Genomic DNA, 25642 nt, shown 5'->3' with positions numbered 1-25642 from the left:
CAAACATCCGGGCCACACATCGCGCCACGCCGTGGGGGGCACGGCGCACCCGGTTTTGATGGTTGCCGCGCAGAGAAGCCGCGCGGCAGAGCAACGGAGCAGAGTCGTGAAGATAAAGAGCATAGCAACGGAATTTATTCTGGCAGTCGTCGTGGTGGTGGGGCTGTCCGTCGCGGCCATTGTCCTGTACGCGAACCACGCCATCTATCAGCTGGAGCTGGCGAACAACACCGCGTTTATGAACAAGCTGGCCGACTCCCTCGTGCAGGAGATTGACGACTTTTCAGGGGAAGGCGTGTCCATCGCCAGCAGCCTTGCCGGACAGCGCGGCATGATGAACGCCGCCGTGCGCGACACCGCCTATATCGTCAACAGCCAGTTGCGCGACATCGTCAAATCCAACGACAGGCTGGACACCGTTTTGCTCTTCAACCGCAACGGCAAGGTCGTCTCCGGCTTTGATGCCAACGGCCAAAAGCTCCGCGGCAAAATTGTGAAGGACGAGCCCTATTTCAGCGGCATCGCCAATGGCGACGAAGCCTTTGTGGACAAGAACCTTACGCCCTCGCCCTTTACCGGCGCCACGGTGATGAACATTGCCGCGCCCGTCACGCGCGGCGGCGAGTTGGTGGGCGGCATTCTCGTCTGCGCCAACTGGGACAGGTTTGCCGCCAACGACATTCTGTCCCTGACCATCGGCACCAATGGCTACCCCATCGTCTTTGACCAAAACATGCGCACCATCGCCCACCCCGACCCGGCCCTCATGTTCAACGCCCCGCGCGGCAGCGCCTTGGAACAGCAGATTCAAAACGTAGGCAACGGCACCACGGAATACACCTTCGCCGGCGTCACCAAGCTCGGCGTCTTCCGCCGCGCAGAAGGCATGGGATGGAGCGTTTTGCTCAACGCCCCCAAGGCCGAACTGCTTGTGAAGGTTACTGCCATTCGTAACGTTCTGCTGTGTATCGGCGCGGCGGCCATCCTCTTCGTCATCATCGTCATGGGCGTGTTGTTCCGCCGCCTTGTGGTCCGCCCACTTGCCGCCATCAACACCTTTTCCGAACGCGTTGCCGCCGGCGACCTCAGCGCCACGCTCACCGGGTCCTTCACCCACGAAACGGCGCGCCTCGCCAGCCACATCACCGCCATGACCGAGGAACTGAAAAGCAAACTCTCCTACGCACAGGGCATTCTCGGCGGCATTGCCATGCCCTGCGCCGTGGCCGACACCGCCGAGCGCATCACCTTCCTGAATGCCGCCATGGTGGACGCCGTAGGCCGCACAGGCGCGCCCGAGGACTTCCACGGCATGACCACCGGCGAGTTCGCCTTTGGCGACGCCTCGCGCCCCACCGTCCTCGGCAAGGCCCTGAAGGAAAATACGCAGATTGCGAACGAAATGGACTTCGTCACGCAGCAGGGCGACAAGCGCGTCTACTCCGTGGTGTCCACCCCCATTCACGACATGAACGGCGCCAGCACCGGCGCCATGACCATGTGGTTCGACCTCACAGAAGTTCGCCAGCAGCAGCACGCCATTGAGGAGCAAAGCGCCGTCATCGCGGATGTGGCCTCCCGCGCCTCGTCCGTGTCCACTCAGGTGGCCTCTGCCTCCGAAGAGCTCTCCGCGCAGGTGGAGCAGTCCTCCCGCGGGGCGCAGGAGCAGCGGCACATGGCCAGTGAGGCCGCAGCCGCCATTGAGCAGATGAACGCCTCCGTGCTGGAAGTGGCGCGCAACGCCACCAGCGCCGCCGAAGTGGCCGAACGCACCCGCACCACCGCCGGGGAAGGCACCGAGGTCATCACCGCCGTTATCGAAGGGTTCGAGGAAGTCACCTCGGACTTTGCGTCCCTCGACACCTCCATGCAGGCCCTCAGCGAGCAGGCCGCGGGCATCTCCACCATCGTGCAGGTGATTGAGGACATTGCAGACCAGACCAACCTCCTCGCCCTCAACGCCGCCATTGAGGCCGCCCGCGCCGGTGAAGCCGGGCGCGGCTTCGCCGTGGTGGCGGACGAGGTCCGCAAGCTGGCGGAAAAGACCATGTCCGCCACCAAGGAAGTCGGCCACGCCGTCAAGTCCATTCAAAACAGCACCGCCACCACTGTGGACGGCATGCACCGCTCCCAGCAAGTGATGGAAGGCATCTCCGCCCACACCGCCAACGCCGTGGCCGCCCTTGAATCCATCCGCGGCATGGTGGAAGAAACCACCGCGCAGGTGCAGTCCATCGCCAGCGCGGCCGAGGAACAGTCCGCCGCCAGCGAAGAAATCAGCCACTCCGCCGGCGACATCAACCGTATTGCCGGAGAAACCGCAGAGGCCATGGGGCACTCCTCCACATCCGTCACGCAACTGGCGCAACTGGCCAGCGACCTGCAAGAAATGATTGCTTCCGTGAAGCAGTAGTGCGCATCTCCCCTCTTCACCACAAGGGCCGAGTGGACACTCGGCCCTTTTTTAGCATAGACAACGTGCCGATCATGCACACTTTTCCACCGACAAAGCGCCCCAAGCGCTTTCCCCCGGTTGACGCAGTTCCCCTCAGAGGCTAGGACCTGTGTGAGCACCCAATCCGCATAAGGAAGGACCGAACCGAGTGAGCGAAACAACACGACATAAAATACTCGACGCCGCGGCGCGCCTGTTTTCCGAACGCGGCTTCAACAATACCCCCACCAGTCTGCTGGCCCGCGAAGCCGGAATATCCGAAGGCAGCATCTACCGCCATTTCACCTGCAAGGACGAAATCTTCCTCAGCCTCATCACAGGCGTACGCGAGGAATTGGAGCTGGCGCTCAAAGACGCCATGACCCAAAGCCACTGTCAAAGCGGCCTCGCCCGCATCAGCTGTGTGGTGGAGGTCTACTCCAACTACGTCCGTGAAAACCGCCGCAACTTTGCCCTCATCTTCCGCGACGCGCCAACCCGCGCCGGGGACAATGGCTCTAAAGTACAAGACGAACTGCGCGCCATTCACGACTTCATCCTCGGCAGCATCCGCCGCGCCCTTAAGCAAGGCATCGCCGAAGGCTCCATCCGCGCCGATATCGACGTCGTCACCACCAGCGCCATGCTGTGTTCCCTCGTCCTCGGCCTGACCCGCATGCGCTTTTTCGACTTTTTGCCCGACGACTACGTTGGCCCCGATGCCGTGCGCGAAACGCTGGAGCGCCTGCTCTCCGTTTAGCGCCCACACATCCCACGCCACAAAAAATAATGAGCCGGGGCGGCAATGCCGCCCCGGCTCATCTGTACTCATCACATGCCGCTGCCCAGCAGCGGCGCACAGCGCGTTAGCCGCGCTCGCGGATGTGGATGAGGTGGTAGCCAAACTGGGTCTGGATAGGACCATGGACGGAGCCCACTTCCTCGTTAAAGCAGACGGTGTCAAACTCCGGCACCATCATGCCGGGAGGGAAGGAACCCAGGTCGCCGCCGCGCTGGCCGGAAGGGCACTTGGAGTGCTTGCTGGCGAGCTCTGCGAAATCAGCGCCGTCCTGAATCTGCTGCAGCAGATCTTCACAGGCTTCCTTGGTCTCAACGAGAATGTGGCTTGCGGTACACGTTGCCATAGCGTGTCGCTCCTTGTTCAAATGGTGAAATGGGAAATAACGCGGCATCGTTGCCGCAGGAAGGGCGAACACTGCCACGCACTGCGCCGGGATGCAAGTCTGTCCGGTATGCCTTGACACCCCCGCAATGCGCCATATATCCGAAGAGATGTGCAATTCTAAAAACGGATGACTTTATGAACAACGTGCTGAAATTCCTTCTTGTTCCCCTCGTCGTCGTCGCTATAGTCGCCATTAGTGCAGACTTTTCCGACGCACGACGCTTCGGCGGGGGACGATCCTTCGGCGGGAGCAAAAGCTTTAACAAAGGCTACTCCAAGCCCATCTCACCCACACAGCGTTCCTCCCGCTCCGGCGCGGCAGTGAACAACAGCCGCTCCCGCTTCGGCGGCATGGGCGGCATGCTCGGTGGACTGCTGGCTGGCTCCCTGCTCGGCTCCCTCTTCTTCGGCCATCCCTTCGCCGGCGGCGGGTTCATGGACCTGCTCCTGCTCGGTGGCCTCGCCTTCCTCCTCCTCAAGCTCTTCCGCAGCAGGCGCCGCGCCGCCACGCAATACGCAGGACAAGGAGCAGGTCTGTCAAACGGTGGAGCCGGCCCCGATTTTTCCGCACGTGGTGACTACGCACAATCCGACGCCGCACGCCGCGCTCAGGCCGGCTGGGGCGCCCTTGGCGCTCAGGCGCAGCCGCAAGAGGAATCCGTCTCCGTCCCCGACGGCTTCAATACCGATGAATTCCTCGAAGGCGCCAAAGTCGCCTTCAACCGCCTGCAGCAGTCCTGGGATGCCCGCGACCTGAACGATATCGCCCAGTTCGCCACCCCCGCCGTCATGGACGAAATCCGCCAGCAGGCCGAGCAGGATCCCAATCCGTCCAAAACGGAAATCCTCATGCTCAACGCCCGACTGCTCGAAGTAAAGCCCATGGACGGCAAAATCGTCGCCACCGTGTTCTTCGACGCCTTCATGCGTGAAGACGCCGCCTCCGGCTCCGAACAGGTCCGAGAAGTCTGGCACTTCGCTAGAAATGAACACAACGAAAGCGACATGTGGCGACTCGACGGTATCCAACAGCTCGATACCTAAAACGCACCACACCACAACATTGCACGACAAAAGAGCACAGCACACGCTGTGCTCTTTTTTTGGCGATCCTTTCAGGAGGAAGCAAGAAGGGAGAAAAGAGGGCCTCCGGCGGGTTAAGGAAATAATTTCCTTAACAATCCTTAGGATTTTTTGGACGGAAGCCGTCCAAAAAATCAGGGTGGGCGGGTTCTTCTGTCTTTTCTTCATGGACACGCCGGACAGGGATTCTCACCGGTCTTCACTCGGCGCCAACGCCCCCCCCCAAAAAAACTCTCCCCCTCCACCCGAACGAGAGCCGTCAGGGGTGACGACAGCCCCTTACAAAGCCGCCCGGTCTGTGCGCAAATGGGATATCTAAGGGCCCGCGGCCCTTAGACCGCCGGAGGCAAAAAAAGGTTCATCTCCCAATTCCGGGGGAAACATAAAAAATTGAGGACAACGGAAACCCTCAGTAATCTCGACAGTTGCACAACAGACGAGAGCTACAAGGAGGGCACCGTTGTCCAAGGGCAAGATTACCCGGTTGTTGGGAGACTGGAAAGGGTATCGTGTTGGAACTGTTCAGCGCCTTGAAGCCAGCGAAGCTCGGAAGCACCCCGAAGTCTGGATCGAGTTGATTCCAATCAGGCGAAGGCGAATGAGATGCAGCGGGTGCGGCAGGCTTGTCTGCGCAGTTCACGACTATGTCGAACGCTGGGTTCGTGACTTGCCTGTATTCGACGCGGCAACGCATTTGCTCGTTATCCGGCGTCGGGTCCATTGTCCCGTCTGTGGACCAAAGCTGGAGCAGCTTCCTTGGCTCGACAGGTATTCGCGTGTCACAAGGCGGCTGGCCGAGTCCGTTGTTCGGCTCTGCCGCATACTTCCCATTAAGCACATCGCGGAATGCTACGGCCTGAACTGGAAGACCGTGAAGACAATCGACAAGCGGTACCTAGCGGAAAAACTCAATCCCATTGACTTGAAAGGCGTCAAGGTTGTCGCAATGGATGAGTTTGCCATCCGCAAAGGACATCGCTACGCCACGATCATCGTCGAGCCTTACACCAAGCGGGTTCTGTGGGTAGGAAGAGGCAACAGCCGGGAGAGCATCCGACCATTCTTTGAACTGCTTGGCCGTGATGGTTGTGCCCGAATTGAGGCCGTTGCAATGGACATGAACGGTGCGTATGCCGCCGAGGTGAAGGCGCAATGCCCGAAAGCCGAGATCGTCTACGATCTATTTCATGTCGTTGCCAAGTATGGCCGAGAAGTAATCGACCGCGTCCGAAACGATGAGGCCAATCGCCTCAATCATGACAAAGACGCCCGTAAGGTTGTCAAAGGCTCACGATGGCTGCTCCTGCGCAACAGGCGGAATCTCATGCGACAGGAAGATCGAATCCGGCTCTATGACCTGCTTCGAGCCAACAAAAATTTGATGAAGGTTTATATCCTCAAGGAGGATTTGAAGCGACTCTGGGACTACCGATACTCCAAAGCTGCCAAGCGATTTTGGAAAGGTTGGTACCGCCGCGCCATGCAAAGCCGAGTCGAGCCGCTCATTAAATTCGCTAAGCGCCTCAAACCCTACATCTCGGGCATTATCTCACACTGCCGATATCCGCTACACACCAGCCTACTCGAAGGGATCAACAACAAGATCAAGGTGATCAAACGGATGGCCTACGGCTTTCTCGACGACGAGTACTTCTTTCTCAAAATCAGAGCAGCCTTCCCCGGAATTGGGAGATGAACCCAAAAAAAGCCCCGCCCCCCCCAAAAAAGCCCCGCGGTGAAACCACCACGGGGCGCATTCTGCACTCCATTTGTCACCACAGCGGCGCCCTTACGTCCCGACGAGGGACGTCAGGGCGCTGAAGCTGTCGTCAAGGGTCGCACCTGCGCCGACCTGCTGCTGCAGATATTCCCGCTGTGGGCCGATGAGGTCGAGGGCGGCGTCGATTTCGGGGTTGGAGCCTTTGGCGTAGGCGCCGATGTTCACCATATCTTCAACGCGGTTGTAGGTGGCGAGATGGCGCACGAATTCCTGCCCGGCCTGCTGCACGGCGTCTGGCGTGACGTCACTGCGCAGTCGGGAGATGCTCTTGAGCACGTCGATGGCCGGATAGTGGCCTTGGTCGGCGAGGTCGCGGGTGAGCACAATGTGGCCGTCGAGGATGGAACGCACACCGTCGGCCACGGGTTCGTTGAAGTCGTCGCCGTCGACGAGAACGGTGTAGATGCCGGTGATGGTGCCCTTGGACGAACGCCCGGCGCGTTCCAGAAGCCGCGGCAGCTGGGCGAAAACGGAGGGCGTGTAGCCGCGCGTGGTGGGCGGCTCTCCGGCGGCGAGGCCGACTTCGCGGGCGGCCATGGCGAAGCGGGTGACGGAGTCCATCATAAGGAGGACGTCCTTGCCGTCGTCACGGAAATACTCGGCGATGGTGGACGCCGCGTAGGCGGCGCGCATGCGCACAAGGGGACTGTTGTCGGACGTGGCGACCACGAGCACGGAGCGCGCCATGCCTTCGGGGCCAAGATCCTTTTCGATAAATTCAAGCACCTCGCGGCCACGTTCGCCAACGAGGGCGATAACGTTGACATCGGCCTTGGTGTAGCGGGCCATCATGCCCATGAGGGTGGACTTGCCCACGCCGGACCCGGCCATGATGCCGACACGCTGGCCCTTGCCGAGGGTGAGCAGGCCGTTGATGGCGCGCACGCCAACGTCCAGCGGCTCGCAAATGCGCGGCCTGTCGAGGGGGTTCAGCGGCTCGGCGTACAGGGGATAGTAGCCGGAGGCGGCAATGGGCGCGCCGTTGTCGAGGGGCGTACCAAAGGCGTCGATGGCGCGGCCAAGGAAATTCTTGCCGACGGGAAACAGCGGCGGCGTTGAGGTGTTCTTGATGAGGGAGCCGGGGCGGATGCCCCGCATTTCGCCGTAGGGCATGAACAAACACGCGCCATCGCGAAAGCCCACCACCTCGGCGTAGATGGCCTTGTCGGAGCGGCCCTCGGGGAGCAGCTCGCACACGGCCCCGAGGGGCGCTTTGATGCCGCGCCCTTCGGCGATGAGGCCGACGACCTTGCTGACCTTGCCAAACACCTGACAGGGGTTGGTATCCCTGAGCAGGCTGATGCAGCCTTGCGGATTCAAACTCACTCGGATTCCCCGTTGTCGATGCCAAGCTGGGCAAAAATGGGTTCTACGGAGGCCCAGCGGCTGCCGATGGAGTTGTCCACCATGCCTTCCTCGCTTTCGAGGACCATGCCGCCGGGTTCAAGGGACTCGTCGAGCTTGATGCCCCACCGTTCCAGCGTGGGATGCGCGGAGCGCGCTTGGTCCAGCAGCGCCTGCAGAATTTCCTCATCCTCGGGGCGGATGCGGAAGACGAGGCCGTCGTGGGTATCGATGGCGTCGAGGGCTTGATCAAGCAGCGAGGCCATGACCTCTTCGCGGCGCTGGTCGAGTTCCACGGCCAGCAGACGCTCCACGGCAATGCGCACGAGGGAGACAATGTCCTCACGGTGATTCTGCCAAATCTTGCGGCTGTCGCGGTCGACGGTTTCAAGGGCGCGGGCGAGGGTCTCGGATGTCTGCTGCACGGCGGCATCAAGCTGGGCCTGACAATTCGCGGCGGCTTCCTCCATGGCTTCCTGCGCGGCCTTTTCGCGAATCTCCTGCGCCTCGCGCATGGCCTGAGCGAGAATGTCCTGCGCCTTGGCCGTGGCTTTTTCCTGCACGCGGCGCATGTATTCCTCTTCGGTCGTCAGGGACCAGCCCTGCGACTGCTCACTGCCGCGCAGTTTATTGAGCTCCTCCTCGGAGAAGCCCTTCCCGCCCACGCCAACGATGACGCGGCCGCCGGAGCGGCCTGCGTCCTTATTTTCGTTGTCGTTGTGCTTAGACAAAGACATCTCCGCCTCCGCGGCCGATCATGATGCGTCCTTCGGTTTCGAGGCGCCGCACAATCTTGACGATATTCTGCTGGGCCCCCTCCACCTCGGAGAGGCGGACTGGTCCCATAATTTCGAGGTCTTCGCGGATCATTGTTGCCGCACGTTCGGAGAGGTTGCCGAAGAACTTTTCCTGCAGTTCCTCGGTGGCACCCTTGAGGGCCTTGGTCAGGTCCTCGTTGGCGACCTCCTTGAGCAGTTCGCGGATGGAGCGGTCGTCCAGCCCCTTGATGTCCTCGAACACGAACATGAGGTTTCTGATGTCCTCGGCCATCTGGGAGGATTCCTCTTCGATTTCGGAGAGAACCTCTTCCTCGGTGGCGCGGTCCACGGCGTTGAGGATTTCGGCAACGGCCTGAACGCCGCCAACCTTTTTGCCTTCCTTGCCGCCCATGGCGATGAGCTGGCTTTGCAGCACCTTGTCCACTTCCATAAGCATCTCCTCGGCCACGGCTTCCAGCCGTGCCAGACGCATGAGGATTTCCGGACGCACACCGGCGGGCAGAGCCTGCAACAGGTCTGCGGCCTGATCGGGATGCAGGTGGCCGAGTATGAGCGCCAGCGTCTGCGGGTGCTCGTTGCGCAGAATCTGCGACAGAATACGCGGGCTGACGTTCTCCAGTTCGCGGAAGGGCGCGGGGCCAGAGTCCAGATCCAGTGCGTCGAGAATGTACTTGGCCGTCTCGGAATCGAGGTTGCGGGTCAAGAGCTTCTTGACGGTATCTGCGCCGCCCATGAGCATCTCGGCATTGAGAATGAGCTGATGATGATATTCACGCAGGACTTCTTCCACCTGCTCCTTGGGGATGGTTTCCATCTCCACCATTGCTTTGGATATCTGGGCGATGTCTGCGCGTTCGAGGCGCTTGAACACCTCGGCGGTAAACTTCTCACCCATGGCAAGCATAAGGATGGCGGTTTTCTGCGCTCCTGTGAGACTCATTATGCGGTGGCCTCCTCTTTGAGCCATGTCTTAATGATGGCCATTGCGCCATCCATGTTCTGTTCAGACAGCTGTAAGGCATGCGCTCTGATGTCGTCCAGCTTCCGCACGGCTTCGAGGTCGCTCTCTTCGTCGTCGCCTTCCACGAGGGCGATGCGGCCCTCGCCTTCGGGCAGGCCGGCAATGCCTTCCACGCCTTCCACCTCGGTCTTGGGCCGGATAAGGGCCATGACCACGGGACGAACCACAAGGATAAGGAAGAGGAAGATCAGCAGACCGTTGAGGAACGGCTTGCCCAGACGCTGCACGTATTCCAGAACCAGCTGGGCGAGGTCGGGACGGATTTCCTGCTCGGGGCCGCCAAAGGAGATGCTGGAGACCTCGATGGTGTCGCCGCGGATGGTGTCCAGACCAACGGCGTTGGAGACAAGCTGCTGGATGCGGTCCAGTTCTTCCTGCGTTCTGGGCACGAAGTTGAACTCGCCCGTGGGCTCGCCGTCGGCGTTCATGACATCCTGATACACACCGTCCACGATAACCGCCACACTCAGACGGTCAAGCTCGCCGATGGGGGAAACGATTTCCTGCTCGACCTTGTTGATCTCGTAGTTGGTGGTTCTGGTCTCGCGGGTGGCCTCCTGATTGGAGATGGCGTCGCCCGGACCTTCGCCGCGGAAGTTCGGCTCATCGGCACCGGCGTTGAGGTTGGCTGCGCCCTGCTGCGTTTCTTCGCTGCGTTGCTCGCTTCGCACCACGGCGCTGTCGGGGTCGTACTCTTCCTTGCGGGTGGTGGTCCGGCTGAAGTCGAGGTCCGCGTTGACCTTGGCGATAACGCGGCCGGGACCGTACAGCGGAGACAGCATCTGCTCAATGCGCAGTTCAAGGGCGCGCTCCACGCTCATTTTCTGTTCCAGCTGCGTGGTGGACAGCGCCTCGGATTCCTTGGGGGAGTAGATGATTTCGCCCTTGGTGTCCGCCACGGTAATGCGGTCCGTGGACAGGCCCTCAACGGCCATGGACACAAGGTTGACGATGCCCGTGACTTCCTCGGGCTTCATCTTCTCGCCCTGCTTCAGCTTCAGGACAACGGACGCCGACGGATCGCTCTGCTCCTCAATGAAGAGGGTCTTGTGCGGCAGCACAAGGTGAACGCGGGCGCGCTCCACCTGCGGGAACTCGGTGATGGTTCGCGCCAGTTCGCCCTGCAGGGCGCGCTGATAGTTGATGCGCTGGACAAAGTCGGTCTGGCCGACCTTGACCTCGTCGAAAATTTCGAAGCCGATGCCCTGCCCGTGCACCTTGCCCTCGCCAGCCACCTTGAGGCGCAGGTCATAGACCTGGTCTGCGGGCACCATGATGGTGGTGCCATCGTCGGTCAGCTTGTACTCAACGTTCTGCTTTTGCAGCATCTGGACGATATTGGATGCGTCCTCGGCGTAGAGCTTGGAGTAGAGCACCCGGTAGTCCGGCTGGTTCAGCCAAACAATGAGCAGAAAGAAGGTGATGATCACCATCCCGGCCAAACCGGCGACCAGCACGCGCTGTGAGAGGGTCGTCTTTCCCCAGAAAGACTTGGCTCGTTCAAGTGTGTCATTGGCGAAGGAGGGCATGAAACGGCTCCGTAGTATTACGTGTGGCTAACAGACGCTAGAAGTGCATCTGCGACAGTTGCTTATAGGCCTCCATGACCTTGTTGCGCACGGCGGAGGTCATCCGCATGGCGACACCGGCCTTCTGGAGGGAGATCATCAGTTCGTGCACATTCTGGGTGCGGCCGGAGGCAAAATCCTCAATCATGGCCTTTTTGTCGGCCTGCAGTTCGTTCACCTTGGTCAGGGATTCCGTCACCGTTTCAGAAAACGGCTTTTCCACTTCCATGAACTGCTTGGCCAGCTCCTGTGCACGGGCGGCGGTGATGGGCTCGTCCAGCCGCTGCTTGCGTACGGCGGTATCCACGGCCGTGGCAAAGCTGGAGGAACTCTTTTCCGTCTTGGCCACGTTCGGGGTGGCATTCAGGCCGTTAATGCTGCCTGTCTGCATGGCACTGCGGTAGGCGCTCAGGCCAACGCTGCGAATATCAACCATTGTTCTGCTCCCTTAGCGCTAGCGGCCGATTTCAAGGGCCTTGTTAAACATGCCCTTCACCGACTGGATGGAGGTGACGCCAGCCTCGTAGGCTCTGGTGGCGGTGAGCATGTGGGTCATTTCCTCAACGACGTTGATGTCCGGGTAGGACACGTAGCCCTGCTCGTCGGCATCGGGATGACCGGGTTCAAAGACGCGCTTGAGGGGCCGGGAGTCTTCGGCAATGCCGAGGACACGGCTGCCCTGCAGTTCGCGCGTCATGGTGTCCTGCATGACCTTGGAAAACGGCGAGTCCACATCGGTGGACGCGCGAACCACGCTGCGCCTGCGGTAGGGGCCGCCCTCGGGCGTGCGCGTGGTTTTGACGTTGGCCAGGTTCATGGAGATGACGTTCATGCTGGTGCGTTCCGTGGACAGGCCGGATGCGGCGATGTCCAGTGCTGTCATGAAATCCGCCATGACTTATCGCCCTCCTCCAGAGATGACTTTGTTGAGGCCCTCGAAGTTCTTCTTCATCACGGTGGTCAGGGCGTTGTACATCAGGGTGTTTTTGGCCATGACCGCCATTTCCTTGTCGAGGTCCACATTGTCCTCGCCATGGATGACGCGATGCTTCAGATTCTTCACCAAATCGGGGCCAAAGGAATTGGCATCAAAAACGTGCGGGATATGGTCCTTTTTCGTCTTGGTCACTTTGCCCTTGGCGTCGAGGTCGAGAGCAGCCTGCAAGTCCTCTTCGAATTCAAGGCGGCGGGCCTTGTAGTTCGGAGTGGTCAGGTTCGCCAGATTGCTCATGACGACATTTTGACGCATAAGCCGCATGTCCAGGACTTTTCCGGTCAGGTTCAGATGCGATCCGAAAAGGCTTTTCATTGCATGTTCCTCCTACATTTTCGCCGCATACAGCATGCGGCACCCCGGCGCAGGGCTCCCCCCGCACACCTTGAGGCACTGTGACCAAAGCAACGGATGTGCCAATACGATTAACACACTGATATGATTGGAAAAGTGCAAAGATTCGCCACTCCACCGCCCAGTGCCGCATCAAAAAAGCGTCAAAGAATCATGGCTGATAGCGCAGCTTTTTGGCATGTGCGTTGCACACAAAAAAGCACCGGGCACGAAGTTCCGGACCGTAAGACAGGCAACCTGGCCCGAAATCTGCATATGGTTTAGTGCCGGAAAATTTTGACCCTACAGAGTCCCACGTGGAGGGGAAAACAATGAGTAACCATCTGGATTACGAGATCAACAAGGAACTTGGAGAGTGCTATCTCTTCATGGGCGACCTCGAAAAGGCGCGCGAGTATTACGACAAAGCCGTCTCCTGCAACGGCGTGCACCCCGACCCCTATCTGGGTCTGGCCACCATCGCCGTGCAGCAGGGCGAGCTTGAAAAGGCGCTGACCCTCTACCGCAAGGCCGCCGATGTGGCTGCGGACGACAAGTCCCTCGCCGGCATGGGTCTTGTGGAAATGGAGCTCGGACGCAATGACGAAGCCTTCGGCCACTTTGTCGAAGCCCTCGAAAAGAACCCCGAGAACCTCATCGCCATCTTCATGCTGGTGCAGCTGGGCCATGCGCTGGAGCGCATTGAAGAAACCCTGCCCCACATGGAGAACTACCTTGCCATTGATGCCGACAAGCACGATGTGCGCTACTCCATGGCGGGTTGCCTGTCGTGCCTTGGCCGCAATGACGAGGCCAAGACGCACCTTGAGAAGATTCTGGAAGGCGACCCCACGCACGAGGCCGCACGCGAACTTCTCGACCAGCTTGGGTCATAACGGAAAAGCCGCCGCGCGTGACGTTCTGGTTCCCTCCCGAACTCCCGCCTTCCGGCATTTTCCGATGACACTATAATCTCCCCTCCCCGCTTGGTTCCCCAGCCCCGACCAGAGCTGCTGGGGCTGGGGTGCCAGGCACCCCAGCCAGCGGGAGGCGGAGCCGTCTTGCCTTGCCTCGCGCCACAATTTCTGGCACAGCCTCCCCAACAGATAACCCTTTCAGCGAGGATTCGACATGGAGCTTGTGCCAATCCGTCGCGCCATTTTGAGCGTGACCGACAAGACGGGACTGGTTGAATTTGCACGTTTTCTTGCCGACAACGGCGTCGAACTTTTCTCCACGGGCGGGACGCGCCGGATGCTTCTGGACGCAGGACTCACCGTCCACTCCGTCAGCGACGTGACCGGCTTTCCGGAAATCATGAACGGCCGCGTCAAGACCCTGCACCCCCACATCCATGCCGGCATCCTCGCCGACAAGGACAACCCCGACCACATGAAGACCCTTGGCGAGCTCGACCTCGCCCCCTTCGACCTCATCTGCGTCAATCTCTACAACTTTGCCGAAGCCGCCAAACAGGGCCTGGACCTCAAGGCCGCCATTGAGCAGATTGACATCGGAGGGCCGTGCATGCTGCGCGCCAGCGCCAAAAACTTCCACTCCGTGCTTGTGGCCCCCGGCCCCCAGCACTACGAGCGCATCACCGCCGCCCTGTCGGAAAACGGCATGCAGGCCCCCCTTGCCCTGCGCAAGGATATGGCCGCCGCCACCTTCCGCCAGACCAACCGCTACGACGGTATGATTGCGGACTACCTTGAAGGCCGCGACGCCTAGCGGGCCGCCATAATGACGACGCCACAACGCCCCGGCGCAAGCATATGCTTGCGCCGGGGCGTTTTATTGGCGCGGCCCTGCGGCGCGCCTTGCCTGCCGCGCCGCGCCAACGTATACAGAAGGGGAAACCACGCGCGGCCCTATGGCCGCGAAAGGGAGACAAGACCATAGCCGCAAAAGTTCAGGGCAACACCCAAGGCCTCAAGCCCAGTCAAATCAAGGCCATCAGCCGACTCTATACCCGCCGCTACCCCAATGACGGGGGCATGACCCCAGATCAGGCGCGGGAACTCGCCATCCTCTCACGCGGCATCAGCCGCCAGATCGCCCTGCTCATCGACAGGCAAGGCAAGCCGTTTATGGTGCTGGTGGGCGACCCCGGCGGCATCTATATCCCCGACATTTCCGGGGCACGCCGCGGCGCGGGGCGCCTGCGCGGCCTGCGCCTTGTGCACACCCACCTTGCGGGCGAAGGCCTCACCGAGGAAGACCTCATGGACATGGTCTTTCTGCGCCTTGATGCCATCACCGCCCTGACCGTGGACGACATGGGCGGGCCCGTGGATGTGTACGACGCCACCCTTATGCCCCCCAATGACGAGGGCAAAAGCTACCGCCGCATGGGGCCTGTGCCCTACCACCGAAACCACATCGACTATCTGGCGCAGGTGGAAGCCCTTGAGGACGAGTTGGCGCGCTCCGGCGCGGTGCTGACCACCGGCGGCGACGCCTCGGGCAAGCGCGACAGGGCCATCCTTGTCAGCGTGTCCACAGCCCCGCGTCCGGCGCAGGAAATCTCCCTCACGGAGCTGGCCGACCTTGCGGACACCGCCGGGCTGGACGTTGGCGGCACCATGATTCAGCGCGTGCGCGCCCTGAACCCCAAAACCATCCTCGGCAAGGGCAAGCTGGCGGAGCTGGAGGTCACCGCGCTGCAGGAAAACGCGGGCGTCATCCTCTTTGACCAAGTGCTAACCCCGGCGCAGATGCGCAACCTTGCCGACGTGACGGAACGCAAGATTCTGGACCGCACCCAGCTTATTCTGGATATTTTTGCCCAGCACGCCACCACCCGCTCCGGCAAGTTGCAGGTGGAGCTGGCCCAGCTGCAGTACACCCTGCCCCGGCTTGTGGGCAAAAACGGCGCGCTGGACCGCTTGATGGGCGGCATTGGCGGACGCGGCCCCGGTGAAACCAAGCTGGAACTGGACCGCCGCCGCGTGCGCGAACGCATAACCCGCATCAAGAAGGAGCTCACCGGCCTGCGCAAACGCCGCAAGGCCACGCGCATGCGCCGCGCCAAGGCCGGGCTGCCGGTCATCGCCCTCGTGGGCTACACTAACGCGGGCAAGTCCACCCTGCTCAACACCCTCACCCGCAGTGAGGTGCTGGCCGAGGACAAGCTCTTTGCCACCTTGGACCCCACCACGCGCCGGCTGCGCTTCCCCGAGGAGCGGGAAATCATCCTCACGGACACCGTGGGATTCATCCGCGAACTGCCCGACGAACTCAAGGAAGCCTTCCGCGCCACCCTTGAGGAACTGGACGCCGCAGACGTGCTGCTGCACGTGGCCGACGCAGGCCATCCCGAGCTGGAAACCCACATCGGCGCTGTGGAAGACATCCTGCGCGACATGGACCTTGCGGACATTCCGCGCATTCTGGTGCTGAACAAGTGGGACAGTCTGGACGACGAACAGCGCATGCTCACCCACAATATGTACCCGGACGCCATCCCGGCCTGCGCGCAGGACCGGCCCTCCCTGCGCCCCCTTGTCAGCGCGGTGCTTGCCAAAGCCTTCCCCGGCTGGCGCGAGGCCACCACGCAGGACTGGGACCCCATCACTCCTGAGGACGATGCGCCTTCGAGCGATGCAGAAGCGGATGAAGCGTTTCCAGAAACCGGCGCATAACCGGCACATAATCAATATGCTCCCGCGCCGAGGCTGACACCTCGGCGCGGGGGACATCCCGCGAAAGCCTCGCGAACTCCAGCACATCATCCCACTGCCAGTCCGCCCCAAGGCGGTGGTACCACGGATAGTCCTCCGGCAGGGCCGGGTCCGCACAGCCCGCAGCCACAGGAATGCCGCGCGCCAAGGCGTCGCGTACCTTGATGGACGAGCCTTGGGTCAGCCCCACCCGGTGCATGGCCATACTGCCAAGGCAAATGTCCGCCGTGGACAGCAGGCGGTCCACCTCGTTGCGCCCCAGCACGCCGTGCCACGCAATGCGCGACAGTCCGAACACCCGCTCCCGCAGGCGCTTGTCCATCTGTCCGGCGATGTGCAGTTCAAAGGCCGGTGCGGCAGGCGCCTTGGCCATGCGCTCCAAAATCACATCCAGCCCGTGCCACGGCTGAAACTCCCCGGCCACCATCACAAGGCGAAGCGGCCCGCCGCGCTCCACATAGCCGCCGCCGCTTGGGGCAAAGCGGTCAACCTCTATGGCATTGGGATGCACCAGCCAGTGGACGTTGCCCGCCCGCCGCGCCTCGGCCTGCGCGATTTCCGGCGTCACTCCCGCTATGGCCAGTGCTCCGGCCTGACGGCGCGGTCCGGTGACGCGCTCCACGCACGCGGGCAATCGCCCGCGCAGTCCCATTTCATTCACGGCCAGCGTGTGGTGCAAAAAAATGACGTTCTCGCGGTGACGCAGGGGCGTGCTGACAATCTCGCCGGGATAATACCGCGCCACAACCACGTCATACTCCGGAGCAAGGCGCTCTACCGCCCTGTTGAACGCCCCCCGCGCCGGACCAAGATTGAGGGTGAGCGCCCGTCCGGACAACGAAATGCGCCCCCCGCGCCCGGGAAAGGTCCCAAGGAGCGCGCGCGGCACATCGGGCATGATGATGTTCACCCCGTCCCGGCCATACTCCCAGTGCTGGGACACGACGTACACGTCCCATTCGTCACCGCTCAGCGCCCGCGCCGCGCGGGCCTCGTCCATGCGTTGCCGGGCAATGCCGGGATAGTATTCCAAACTCAGCGATATATGGGCCAGTCGCACACTGCCTCCCGTTGTCCACCTATGCCGGATTTTCGGCAGTCTCCGCGGCAAGACCAAGAGCCGCCAGGCTCTGCCGCGCCCCGTCGTGCTCCGGCGCGCAGGCCAGCGCCATGTCCAGCAGTCCCCGCGCCTCATCCACGGCGCGCTCCATGGAAAAGGCCACCGCCATATCCACCAGCGCATCCGCGCTAAAAGGATTCACCGCCAGCGCGCGGCGGAAAGACGTCATGGCCGCGCCGCGCTCGCCCATGGCAAAGGCGGCCTCGCCCCGCAGGATAAGCGCGCCCACGTCCTCGCCGCAGTGCATTAAAGCCTCGTCCAGCAGCTTTGCCGCCGTCCGGGCGTCGCCGCGCTCCATAGCTTCTTCGGCCCGCAGTACCCCAAGCGCCGCCGCTTCGCCCGCATCCTGCGCCGATGCGGCCCGCTCTTCGCGCCACTGGTGGCGCTGCGCGCGGGGCATGTCCAGCATCTCACGACGCAGGGCGGCCTCGGCGCAGTCCGGGTCCATGGCCAGCACGCGGTCAAACCGCTCCCGCGCCAGCGCCATATCCTTGGCGGCCACCGCACGGCGCCCCTCCTCAAGGAGCAGCATCCGCCGCTGCCGCACGTCCAAACGGTACAGCGCAAACTCATGCGCAGGCGCGCCCGGTTCCGACGCCGCCACCTGAAACAGCCGCTCCGGCAGGTACGTCGCGCAGGCCCGGCGGCTCACAGCCTGCACATCCCATTCATCCTGCACCTTGCGGTTAAAGAATAATAACAGTTCCGGCGGGTCATCGCGCAGCAGGCCAAACAACCACTGCTCATAGCGCAGGCGTCCGCCGTGCCCGTACAGGAAAAAGAGCGGGCGACCAAAGTAATACCGCCGCGCATACAAATACATGGCCGGATGGTCGCCCCAGACAAGCAGGCGCTCGCCGGGCCGGGCGACGTCGCCAATCTGGGTGCCAATATCCTCGGCCAATCCATAAAACCCCCACAGCGACAGGGAGCCGTCAGGATTCAGACCCAGCGTGTCCCGGCTGGCAAAGGGACGCATGCGGATGCCCAGCCATACGGCCTGCGCCACCAGCACCGCCACCACACCTGCGGCCCACACGCCGCCCATGGCAAGCCCCGCCGCGCCAGCCGCCCCGGCCCACATGGCCACGGGCAGCCACAAGGGATTCAGGTGCGGCGTAAAATAATTCTGCTGGATGAGAAACGTCAGAAGCAGCGCGCCAAAAAGATACACCGTCAGCGCCGTGCCCCAATCAAGGCGCAGGGGCCACGTTGCCAGCCACAGCACGGCCAAGAGCACTATCCCCGCGCAATCGCGCAGGCTCCAGCGCACGTTGGTCCAAAGGAGCGGCAGCCGCCTGCCGCGCGACTGGTCCGCGGCCATGCCGATATAGCTGTCTCCTTCCTCGGCAACCTCGTATTCCCACGAGCCAATGGCCTGATTCCACAGCCGCCGTGCGCCGGGCAGATGCAGGCGCTCCAACAGGTACAGCGCATATTCCACAAGGGGGAGGGTCAGATTCAGCACATACTGCCGGGGCGAGGTGCGGTGCACCAGCGGGATGATGGCGACGGGCGCGGCCATGACCAGCCCCGCGCCAAGGACGTACCACCCAAAGCCCGCCGGGCCGCTTGGAGCAAACAGCAGCGGCAAAGGAAGCAGCGCGGCGCAAACAAGACCCGTTATCTTGATGTGCACCATCCACGCCCCCATACCACCGGCCACGGCGCACAGGAGCGGACTCCCCGTCTGAAATCCGGCCACCCCGCACCCAAGGCCTATGGCAAGGGGCAACAGCGACACGTGCTCGCCATAGGTCAGGGCAAACAGCGTTGCAGGCATAGCCACCACAATCAGCAGCGCCGCCCCGGCCAGCGCCCCGGCGCCCGCCCCAAAAATCAGGCCCCCCGCCCACAGCAGGGCAAGGCAGGTAGCAATCATCCACACGGCTTTTGCGGCGTAGAAAAAGGCAGGGTCACGGCGCGGGAAGGCCCGTGTGGCAAGGGCGGATAACCATTCAATGCCAAAGTAGCCCACCGTATGGAAGCCGCGCTCCCACAGCCGCGCGCCCTGCTCCTGAAACATGGCAAGGAAGAACCAATTCCCGTCATCCTCGGAAAAGGGGCGCAAGCGCCAATCACGCAGCACCAGCCACCCGGCGGCGCCAAGCACCGCACCAATCAGCCACATCACGCCGCACCTCCCGCGTCAAAGCCCAGCCATGCACGCCGTCATCCGCCTTTTGCCGCCTCATGGCCCGCAGGTGCGCCGCGCACAGCAAGCCTCCCGAAATTTTTCAAGATTCTCAAAAGTAGCTGCGCACACGCATCAGGTCAAGGCGCTCCAGCAAAACACACGCATTCCATGCGCCATGGCGCTGCCACAGCATGCGTGCGGCACGCCCATGCCCACAACGCCATGCCACACAGCGCACAATACAGCATCTTTTGCGTCAAAATCCCGCCCCGCTTGTCTCTTTTCCGCGTGGCATGCTAACATATGAGAATGCTCAAGAATCCCCCTTCACCCCGGGATGCGTCCCGCCCTATCGTCAGCATCACGCCCCTGTCGCTGGACCGCGACAGCAGGACGCTGAAACAGGCGCGCGCCGCCGCGCATTTCGGGTGCCCCAGTGTGGTGACGCAGGCCTGCCCAGCCCAGCGAGACGTAGACGGCCTGACGCTGCGCGCCGCCGCGCCCTGCCACGAGGGCGGGGGACTCATGGGCATTCTGCGCCGCTACCTGTGGCAACTGGGCATCGCCACCTACCGCGCCACGCCGGCAGGTGCGCGCCTTTACCACCTGCACGCCCCGTATCAGTTCCCGGCGGTGTACCTGCGCGCGCGCAAAGCCCGCGCCCCCCTCGTCTACGACGTGCACGACGACTACACCCGCATGGAGTCCCACAGCGGCGGCGTCCTCCACTCCCGGCTCCTCGGCCCCGCCCTTGCGCGGCTGGAGCAGCTGTGCATCCGCAAGGCCGCCGCCGTGGTCACGGTGTGCGAAACCATCGCCGCCTCCTATGCCCGCCGCTTCGGGGCGGATGTCCTTGTGGTGCGCAACAGCCACGACAGCCGCACCGACGTTGCCCCTTCGCAGACCCTGCGGGAGGTCTGCGGCATTACAGACGCGGACACCCTCGCCGTGGTCATTGGGCAAGCCAAGGCAGGCCGCGCCACAGGCGCCCTGCTTCGCGCCTTCGCCACGCTGCCACACAACGCGCACCTCGCCTTTGTGGGTCGGGGGTATGAGGATTTGCGCGGCGCCATTGCCGCCCATGGCCTCACCGGGCGCGTGCACCTTGTCCCCCCGGTTGCACCGTGGGAGGTGGTCCCCTTCATCACCGGGGCCGATGTTTCGCTCATCCTCTACACCCCCATAAACGACAACTACCGCGCATCCTTGCCCAACTCGCTGTTCCAAAGCTTTGCGGCGGGGCTGCCGCTCCTGTACCCGGACCTGCCTGAAATCCGCCGCCTTGCCGAACACTACGACGCGGGCCTGTGCATTGACCCGCACGACGAGGCCGCCCTTGCCACCGCACTCCAGACGGTCTTCACCGACACAGAGCGCGCCCAGCGCTTTGCCCACGGCGCGGCGCGCGCCCATGAGGACATAGGCTGGCACAAGGAAGAGCGCCTGCTTTTGGACCTTTACTCACGCCTTTTGGCGGAGGACGCATGCTCTTAGGATTCAACGCCGCGTTCCGCCTTGAATACGACATCACCCCCCGCCCCATGAGCGAGGGGTATCCCCTCACGGCTTCGGCCCTGTGGGGCATCACTCCAGAGGGAGACGGTCCATGCTGCCGCGTGGAGGATGGCGTGCTTCAGCGCTTCTACCCCGGCCTTGGCTGGCAGGTGAACCCGGCCTATGTGGCCTGGTGGGGCCTGTGCAACCTTGACGGTGCGCCCGAGGACCCGGCAAAGCGCGCCCGCGTCTGCGCCGCGGCGGACTGGCTGTGGCACAACGCCCACGACCATGGCGCCTTTTCCGCATGGCACTACACGTTTCCGTGGACCCACGGCGGACACCAGCTGAGCGCGCCATGGGCCAGCGCCCTCGCGCAGGGCCTTGGCGCCAGCCTGCTTCTGCGGGCCGGACGCCTTGAGGAGCGCGAAGAATGGCGCGGCCTCGCCTTCCGTGTGCTGGAGGCCTTCCGCCACGACATCGGTTCCGGCGGGCTACGCGCATGGCTGGGGGGTGGGCCGTTTTATGAGGAGTATCCCACCTCGCCCCCGACGTATGTTCTGGATGGATTTTTGTTTGCGGCCATAGCCTGCGCGGACCTGAAGGCCGAAACGGGCGACGGCTCGCTGCTCTCCGGCGCTGTGGATACGCTGGAAAGCGCCCTCATCGTCTGGGACTGGAACGGCTGCTGGAGCCGCTACGGCGCGCACGGCCCGCTGTGCTCGCTGGAATACCACCACCTGAACATTGCCCTGCTCACGGCCCTTGCCGATGTGCGCCCAAGCCCGGTGCTGCGGCAAACCGTAACCCGGTGGACGCGCTTTCGCGCGTCCTGCCCCCTGCGGATGCGCATCCTTGCCGCGTACTATGCGTCCAATGTCCGCTACACCCTTGGGCCGGGCGGCGGGCTAACGGCCTTTGCCGCGCGCAAAGCCCGCGAATGCACGGCCAAACCCCACGGAGACAGCGCATGAACACCCAGCAGATGCTGCGCCTTGCCCGCACGGCATGGAATGATCCGCCGCTGGCCTCGCGCGCGCTCAAAAGCCGCACCGCCAGCATGCGCTACCACGTGCCCGGCCTGCTCACCGCGCCGCCGCCTGCGGTGGTGTACGTGGCGGTCAACTCCCGGTGCAATCTGCGCTGCCGCATGTGCGACGTGGGCCTTGGCGACGCCGCCACCCCCTTTCATGACAAGCTGGCCGGTCCCGGACGGGATATGACCGTTGATGAATTCCGCGCCCTTGTGGACTCCACGGTGGACTTTGCCCCGCTCATTTCCATCACCTCCACGGAGCCGCTGCTGTGGCCGGGGCTGTGGGACGCTCTGGAGCACACCGCCCGGCGCGACATGCACGTCGCCCTTACCACCAACGGCGCGCTATTGCCCCGCATGGGCCGCGACCTTGTCCGCGCGGGCCTGCGCAGCCTCAGCGTCTCTCTTGACGGCCCGCCCCGCATCCACAACGCCATGCGCGGGGTGCCCAATTCCTTCCAAAACGCAGTAGAAGGCCTTGCCGCCGTGCAGGAAGAAAAGGCCCGCCTTGGACGCGCCATGCCCACCATCACCGTCAACTGCACCATCACTCCGGAGAATTCCGCCTCCATCTCGCAGCTTATGCCTCTGCTGGCGGACATCGCCCCGGACCTTGTCATCTACTCGCACATGAATTTTGTCACCGAGGCGCTGTCCGCGGCGCACAACACGCTGTTTTCCCACATTGGGCCCAGCCGCCCCATGTGCGTTGCGGGCATGGACCCTGCGGCGGTGGACCCGGCCGTCCTTGCGGAGCAATTCCAGCGCATTCTTGCCGCGCCCATGGGTACGCCGTTTCTCATTACGCCGCATGTGGTGACGCAGGAGGACATCGCCGCCTATTACGGCGAGCCGTTCACCCCCTTTGGGCACCGCACCTGCTATGTGCCGTGGAAATACGCGCAGGTGCTGGCCGACGGACGGCTGACCGTGCTCACCCGCTGCTTTGACGTCAGCTTTGGCAATGTGTTTGAAACGCCGCTGCCCCGGCTGTGGAATGGAGACGCCATGCGCGCCTTCCGCGCCGCCCTCAAGGAGCACGGGCACTTTCCGGCATGCATGCGCTGCTGTGGGATGTTTTAACCATGTGCGGCATTGCAGGACATCTGGGAACGCACCGCCCAACCGAAGCCACCCTGCGCGAGGCCCTCGCGTCCATCGCCCACCGCGGGCCAGACGCCGAGGGCACATGGTTTGGCGACACCATTGCCCTAGGGCACCGCCGCCTTGCCGTCCTTGACCTGACGGACGCCGGACGTCAGCCCATGCGCCGGGCCAATCTGACGCTCACCTTCAACGGCGAAATCTACAACTATATTGAACTGCGCGACGAACTGCGCGACCTTGGCTACCGCTTCCACTCCCGCACGGATACGGAGGTCCTGCTCACGGCCTACGCCCACTGGGGGGAGGCCTGCCTCACGCGCCTGAACGGCATGTTCGCCTTTGCCATCTGGGATGAGGAGCGCCGCACCCTATTTTGCGCGCGCGACAGGCTGGGCATAAAGCCCTTCCTCTACGCGGCCACGGACACGGACTTCATCTTCGCCAGCGAGGCCAAAACCGTGCTGCGGCTGCTGGGCGCGCCTGTGCCGCCGGATACGGCAGAAATTGCGGCGTGGCTGACCAACGGCTATTCCCGCTCGGACCGCACGTGGTTTCAGGGCATTCTCAAGCTGCCGCCCGCCCACTGCCTGACGGTACGCCTGACTGGCGGCCGCGTGCGCCAGCACCTTGCCCGCTGGTGGTCCCTGCCCGAAGCCGCAGAATCCCGCGTGGACCCGGCGGAAGTCCGCCGCCTGCTGGATGCCTCGGTCCGCCTGCGCCTGCGCAGTGACGTGCCTGTAGGCTTCCACCTCTCCGGCGGCATCGACTCCAGCTCCATCGTGGCCCTTGCCGCTCATGCGGGGCACTCGCCCGTGACCTTTTCCGGCTATTTTGAAAACGCGCCGCGCTATGACGAGCGCCCCCACATCACCGAAATGCAGCGCGCCTTCGGCCTGCGCCACCATCAAACCGCCATCACGCCCGAGGGCTTCAAGCACGGCATCACCGAGATGCTGCGCCTTATGGACTACCCGGAGGCCGGACCCGGCGCGTACAACCAATTCGTCCTCAACCGCCTAATGCGCGAAAAGGGCATTGTCGTTTCCATTGGTGGTCAGGGCGGGGATGAACTCTTTGGCGGCTACTGGCACCACGTCACCGCGCACCTGCGCCATCTGCTGCGCGTGCGCAGCCTTGGCCCCCTCGCGCGCGACCTTGCCCTGCTGCTGGCCAGCCCGGTCTTTTTGGGCGAGGCCCTGCGCGCCCTACGCCGCCGCACTCTGCCCGGCGCGCCCAGCCTGCTGGCGGAGGACCTACGCATCCCCCGGCCCGACGCGCCCCCGCGCCGCGCCACCATCGGCGAGCGCCTGCGCGACGACGTGCAGCACTACCTGCCCGCGCTCCTGCATGTGGAGGACCGCACCAGCATGGCGTGGTCCATTGAATCGCGGGTGCCGTTTCTGGACCATACGTTGGTGGAGTATGTGTTTTCCTGCGCGGCCACCAGCCACATCCACGGCGCGCGGCTCAAGGCCAGCCTGCGCCGGGCCATGAAGGCTCTCGTCCCGCTGGCCATTTTGCACCGCAAGGACAAACGGGGTTTTAATGCCCCACTTGGGGAATGGTTTGCCGGGCCGCTGAAGGGATGGACCAGTCAGACGCTGCTCGGGGAGGGAGCCCTTGCCCCGCAGACAATCCTGTCCCGGTCTGCTCTGGAGGAAATGCTGCGCCACCATGCCCTGCCGGATCGGGACCTGTCCGACGCGCTGTGGAAGGCCCTCGCCATTGAGACGTGGCTGAATATCTACCGTCCACGCCTGCTGCTGTAGCTGTGGCAGGGCACTGCGGCGTGGCGGTTTCGCCCGAAATCTCTCCGCCCCGATCATCCTTCTCTGCATCACCCCCTTTTGGGGGAGCCTCTTGCGGATGTGCCGCTTCGGGGAGGTCGTCCTCTGCGCCGTCCTCTTCCCGCACCTCAAAGACGCCCGCCCAAATATTCGGCGCGGCCTTGTACTTGGTCAGCCGGTAGCCCTTGCGCTGCAGCAGTTCCACATACGCGCCATAGGTCGTGCCCACCGCCCCGCGCGAGGGAACCAGCAGCACCACCTGCTCCGGGTCTGTGGCGATATAGGCCGTCACCTCCGGGTCCGGCTCGTCCTCGCCATAGCGCGCGCCCCAGCCAAGGGGCAGGCCCGTGCGCACAAGCTCCGGCGCGCGCTGCAGAAGCACCGGCTTTTGGAACGCCGCGTACAGCACCGGACGAAAGCCCGACTTCTGCACCACCCGCACCACAGAGCGGTTCGCCTCCCGCGCGCGGGTCAGGCTCTCGTAATTCTGCTTGATGAGGTACAGCCCGGCCACGGCCACCAGCACGCACAGCGCCCCGGCCATATGGCGCGACATATCCGGCTGCATGCGCTGCACCGGGGAAAACGTTGTCGCGAGGGCCAAAAACATAGGCAGCAGCATGGCGTCGGCGTAGCGCAGGTTGCCATAGGGGAATTCCCCCACCAGCCCGCCACAGGCGATGGCCACGCCATACACCACAAGGTACAGCCACACGAACCCGGCCCGGGGCGTCAGCCGCCCGCGCCGCCAGCGCG

The 25642-nt window shown here is 63.1% G+C and carries 21 protein-coding genes; 11 read left to right on the top strand and 10 right to left on the bottom strand.

What is annotated here, in order from left to right; genetic code table 11:
• Positions 1 to 106 precede the first annotated feature (106 nt).
• Both ACYQ2T_RS00610 and ACYQ2T_RS00605 read left to right on the top strand, forming a co-directional pair.
• The gene (locus ACYQ2T_RS00610) at positions 107 to 2413 is read left to right on the top strand and encodes a methyl-accepting chemotaxis protein (RefSeq protein ID WP_459897616.1); all 2307 of its coding nucleotides are present in this window, start codon (positions 107 to 109) and stop codon (positions 2411 to 2413) included.
• 190 nt (positions 2414 to 2603) lie between these two features.
• A complete protein-coding gene (locus ACYQ2T_RS00605) occupies positions 2604 to 3194 on the top strand; it encodes a TetR/AcrR family transcriptional regulator (protein ID WP_404846096.1) in 591 nt (196 codons plus the stop codon).
• 106 nt (positions 3195 to 3300) lie between these two features.
• Here the strand turns inward: ACYQ2T_RS00605 and ACYQ2T_RS00600 are convergent, their stop codons facing one another.
• A complete protein-coding gene (locus ACYQ2T_RS00600) occupies positions 3301 to 3579 on the bottom strand; it encodes a peptidylprolyl isomerase (RefSeq protein WP_404846097.1) in 279 nt (92 codons plus the stop codon).
• Positions 3580 to 3755: 176 nt separating this feature from the next.
• Between ACYQ2T_RS00600 and ACYQ2T_RS00595 the strand changes: the two genes are divergently transcribed.
• Entirely contained in the window at positions 3756 to 4664 is a 909-nt protein-coding gene (locus tag ACYQ2T_RS00595; protein ID WP_459897613.1) for a Tim44 domain-containing protein, read from the top strand.
• 499 nt (positions 4665 to 5163) lie between these two features.
• Positions 5164 to 6399 (top strand): ISL3 family transposase, encoded by a 1236-nt coding sequence (locus ACYQ2T_RS00590; RefSeq protein ID WP_459897527.1) that lies wholly within the window; start codon positions 5164 to 5166, stop codon positions 6397 to 6399.
• Positions 6400 to 6492: 93 nt separating this feature from the next.
• Here ACYQ2T_RS00590 and ACYQ2T_RS00585 read toward each other — a convergent pair whose 3' ends face one another.
• From ACYQ2T_RS00585 to flgB, 7 genes are read right to left on the bottom strand one after another with little or no spacing between them, the layout of a single operon-like run.
• Positions 6493 to 7803, bottom strand: coding sequence for a FliI/YscN family ATPase (locus ACYQ2T_RS00585; protein WP_459897683.1), 1311 nt, complete (start codon positions 7801 to 7803; stop codon positions 6493 to 6495).
• A gap of 2 nt (positions 7804 to 7805) precedes the next feature.
• Positions 7806 to 8564, bottom strand: a complete 759-nt coding sequence (locus ACYQ2T_RS00580) for a FliH/SctL family protein (protein ID WP_459897611.1) — start codon at positions 8562 to 8564, stop codon at positions 7806 to 7808.
• Positions 8551 to 9546, bottom strand: coding sequence for a flagellar motor switch protein FliG (fliG, locus tag ACYQ2T_RS00575; RefSeq protein ID WP_404846100.1), 996 nt, complete (start codon positions 9544 to 9546; stop codon positions 8551 to 8553). The genes ACYQ2T_RS00580 and fliG overlap by 14 nt, the downstream gene beginning before the upstream one ends.
• Positions 9546 to 11156, bottom strand: coding sequence for a flagellar basal-body MS-ring/collar protein FliF (gene fliF / locus ACYQ2T_RS00570; RefSeq protein ID WP_459897609.1), 1611 nt, complete (start codon positions 11154 to 11156; stop codon positions 9546 to 9548). The genes fliG and fliF overlap by 1 nt, the downstream gene beginning before the upstream one ends.
• Before the next feature lie 37 nt (positions 11157 to 11193).
• Positions 11194 to 11631 carry a flagellar hook-basal body complex protein FliE gene (fliE, locus tag ACYQ2T_RS00565; protein ID WP_459897607.1) on the bottom strand — a complete coding sequence of 146 codons (438 nt, stop codon included), beginning with the start codon at positions 11629 to 11631 and terminating at the stop codon, positions 11194 to 11196.
• A gap of 18 nt (positions 11632 to 11649) precedes the next feature.
• Positions 11650 to 12090, bottom strand: a complete 441-nt coding sequence (flgC, locus tag ACYQ2T_RS00560) for a flagellar basal body rod protein FlgC (protein WP_459897605.1) — start codon at positions 12088 to 12090, stop codon at positions 11650 to 11652.
• Between the two features lie 3 nt (positions 12091 to 12093).
• Complete coding sequence (gene flgB / locus ACYQ2T_RS00555; protein ID WP_459897603.1) at positions 12094 to 12504, bottom strand: flagellar basal body rod protein FlgB; 411 nt, start codon at positions 12502 to 12504, stop codon at positions 12094 to 12096.
• Positions 12505 to 12854: 350 nt separating this feature from the next.
• Here flgB and ACYQ2T_RS00550 point away from each other — a divergent pair, with 350 nt between their 5' ends.
• From ACYQ2T_RS00550 to hflX, 3 genes are all read left to right on the top strand, one after another.
• Positions 12855 to 13418 carry a tetratricopeptide repeat protein gene (locus ACYQ2T_RS00550; RefSeq protein WP_404846105.1) on the top strand — a complete coding sequence of 188 codons (564 nt, stop codon included), beginning with the start codon at positions 12855 to 12857 and terminating at the stop codon, positions 13416 to 13418.
• 235 nt (positions 13419 to 13653) lie between these two features.
• A complete protein-coding gene (locus ACYQ2T_RS00545; RefSeq protein ID WP_459897601.1) occupies positions 13654 to 14253 on the top strand; it encodes an IMP cyclohydrolase in 600 nt (199 codons plus the stop codon).
• Between the two features lie 266 nt (positions 14254 to 14519).
• Positions 14520 to 16166, top strand: coding sequence for a GTPase HflX (gene hflX / locus ACYQ2T_RS00540; RefSeq protein WP_459897599.1), 1647 nt, complete (start codon positions 14520 to 14522; stop codon positions 16164 to 16166).
• Here hflX and ACYQ2T_RS00535 read toward each other — a convergent pair.
• Both ACYQ2T_RS00535 and ACYQ2T_RS00530 read right to left on the bottom strand, forming a co-directional pair.
• Complete coding sequence (locus ACYQ2T_RS00535; protein ID WP_459897597.1) at positions 16096 to 17265, bottom strand: glycosyltransferase; 1170 nt, start codon at positions 17263 to 17265, stop codon at positions 16096 to 16098. The two genes, hflX and ACYQ2T_RS00535, sit on opposite strands and share 71 nt — an antisense overlap.
• A 19-nt stretch (positions 17266 to 17284) precedes the next feature.
• Positions 17285 to 19459: a tetratricopeptide repeat protein gene (locus ACYQ2T_RS00530; protein WP_459897595.1), complete on the bottom strand. Its 2175-nt coding sequence runs from the start codon at positions 19457 to 19459 to the stop codon at positions 17285 to 17287.
• A 312-nt stretch (positions 19460 to 19771) separates the two neighbouring features.
• Here ACYQ2T_RS00530 and ACYQ2T_RS00525 point away from each other — a divergent pair, with 312 nt between their 5' ends.
• The 4 genes from ACYQ2T_RS00525 to asnB are packed head-to-tail and all read left to right on the top strand — an operon-like array spanning position 19772 to position 24868.
• The gene (locus ACYQ2T_RS00525) at positions 19772 to 20956 is read left to right on the top strand and encodes a glycosyltransferase (RefSeq protein ID WP_459897594.1); all 1185 of its coding nucleotides are present in this window, start codon (positions 19772 to 19774) and stop codon (positions 20954 to 20956) included.
• Positions 20947 to 21930 carry a D-glucuronyl C5-epimerase family protein gene (locus ACYQ2T_RS00520; RefSeq protein ID WP_459897592.1) on the top strand — a complete coding sequence of 328 codons (984 nt, stop codon included), beginning with the start codon at positions 20947 to 20949 and terminating at the stop codon, positions 21928 to 21930. Before ACYQ2T_RS00525 ends, ACYQ2T_RS00520 begins: the two co-directional genes overlap by 10 nt.
• Positions 21927 to 23075 (top strand): radical SAM protein, encoded by a 1149-nt coding sequence (locus ACYQ2T_RS00515; RefSeq protein ID WP_459897590.1) that lies wholly within the window; start codon positions 21927 to 21929, stop codon positions 23073 to 23075. The genes ACYQ2T_RS00520 and ACYQ2T_RS00515 overlap by 4 nt, the downstream gene beginning before the upstream one ends.
• A 2-nt stretch (positions 23076 to 23077) precedes the next feature.
• Positions 23078 to 24868: an asparagine synthase (glutamine-hydrolyzing) gene (asnB, locus tag ACYQ2T_RS00510; RefSeq protein ID WP_459897588.1), complete on the top strand. Its 1791-nt coding sequence runs from the start codon at positions 23078 to 23080 to the stop codon at positions 24866 to 24868.
• Positions 24869 to 25642: the final 774 nt, after the last annotated feature.

The sequence above is a fragment of the Desulfobaculum senezii genome, from assembly GCF_054657395.1.
This window is presented reverse-complemented; position numbering and strand designations above follow the sequence as displayed.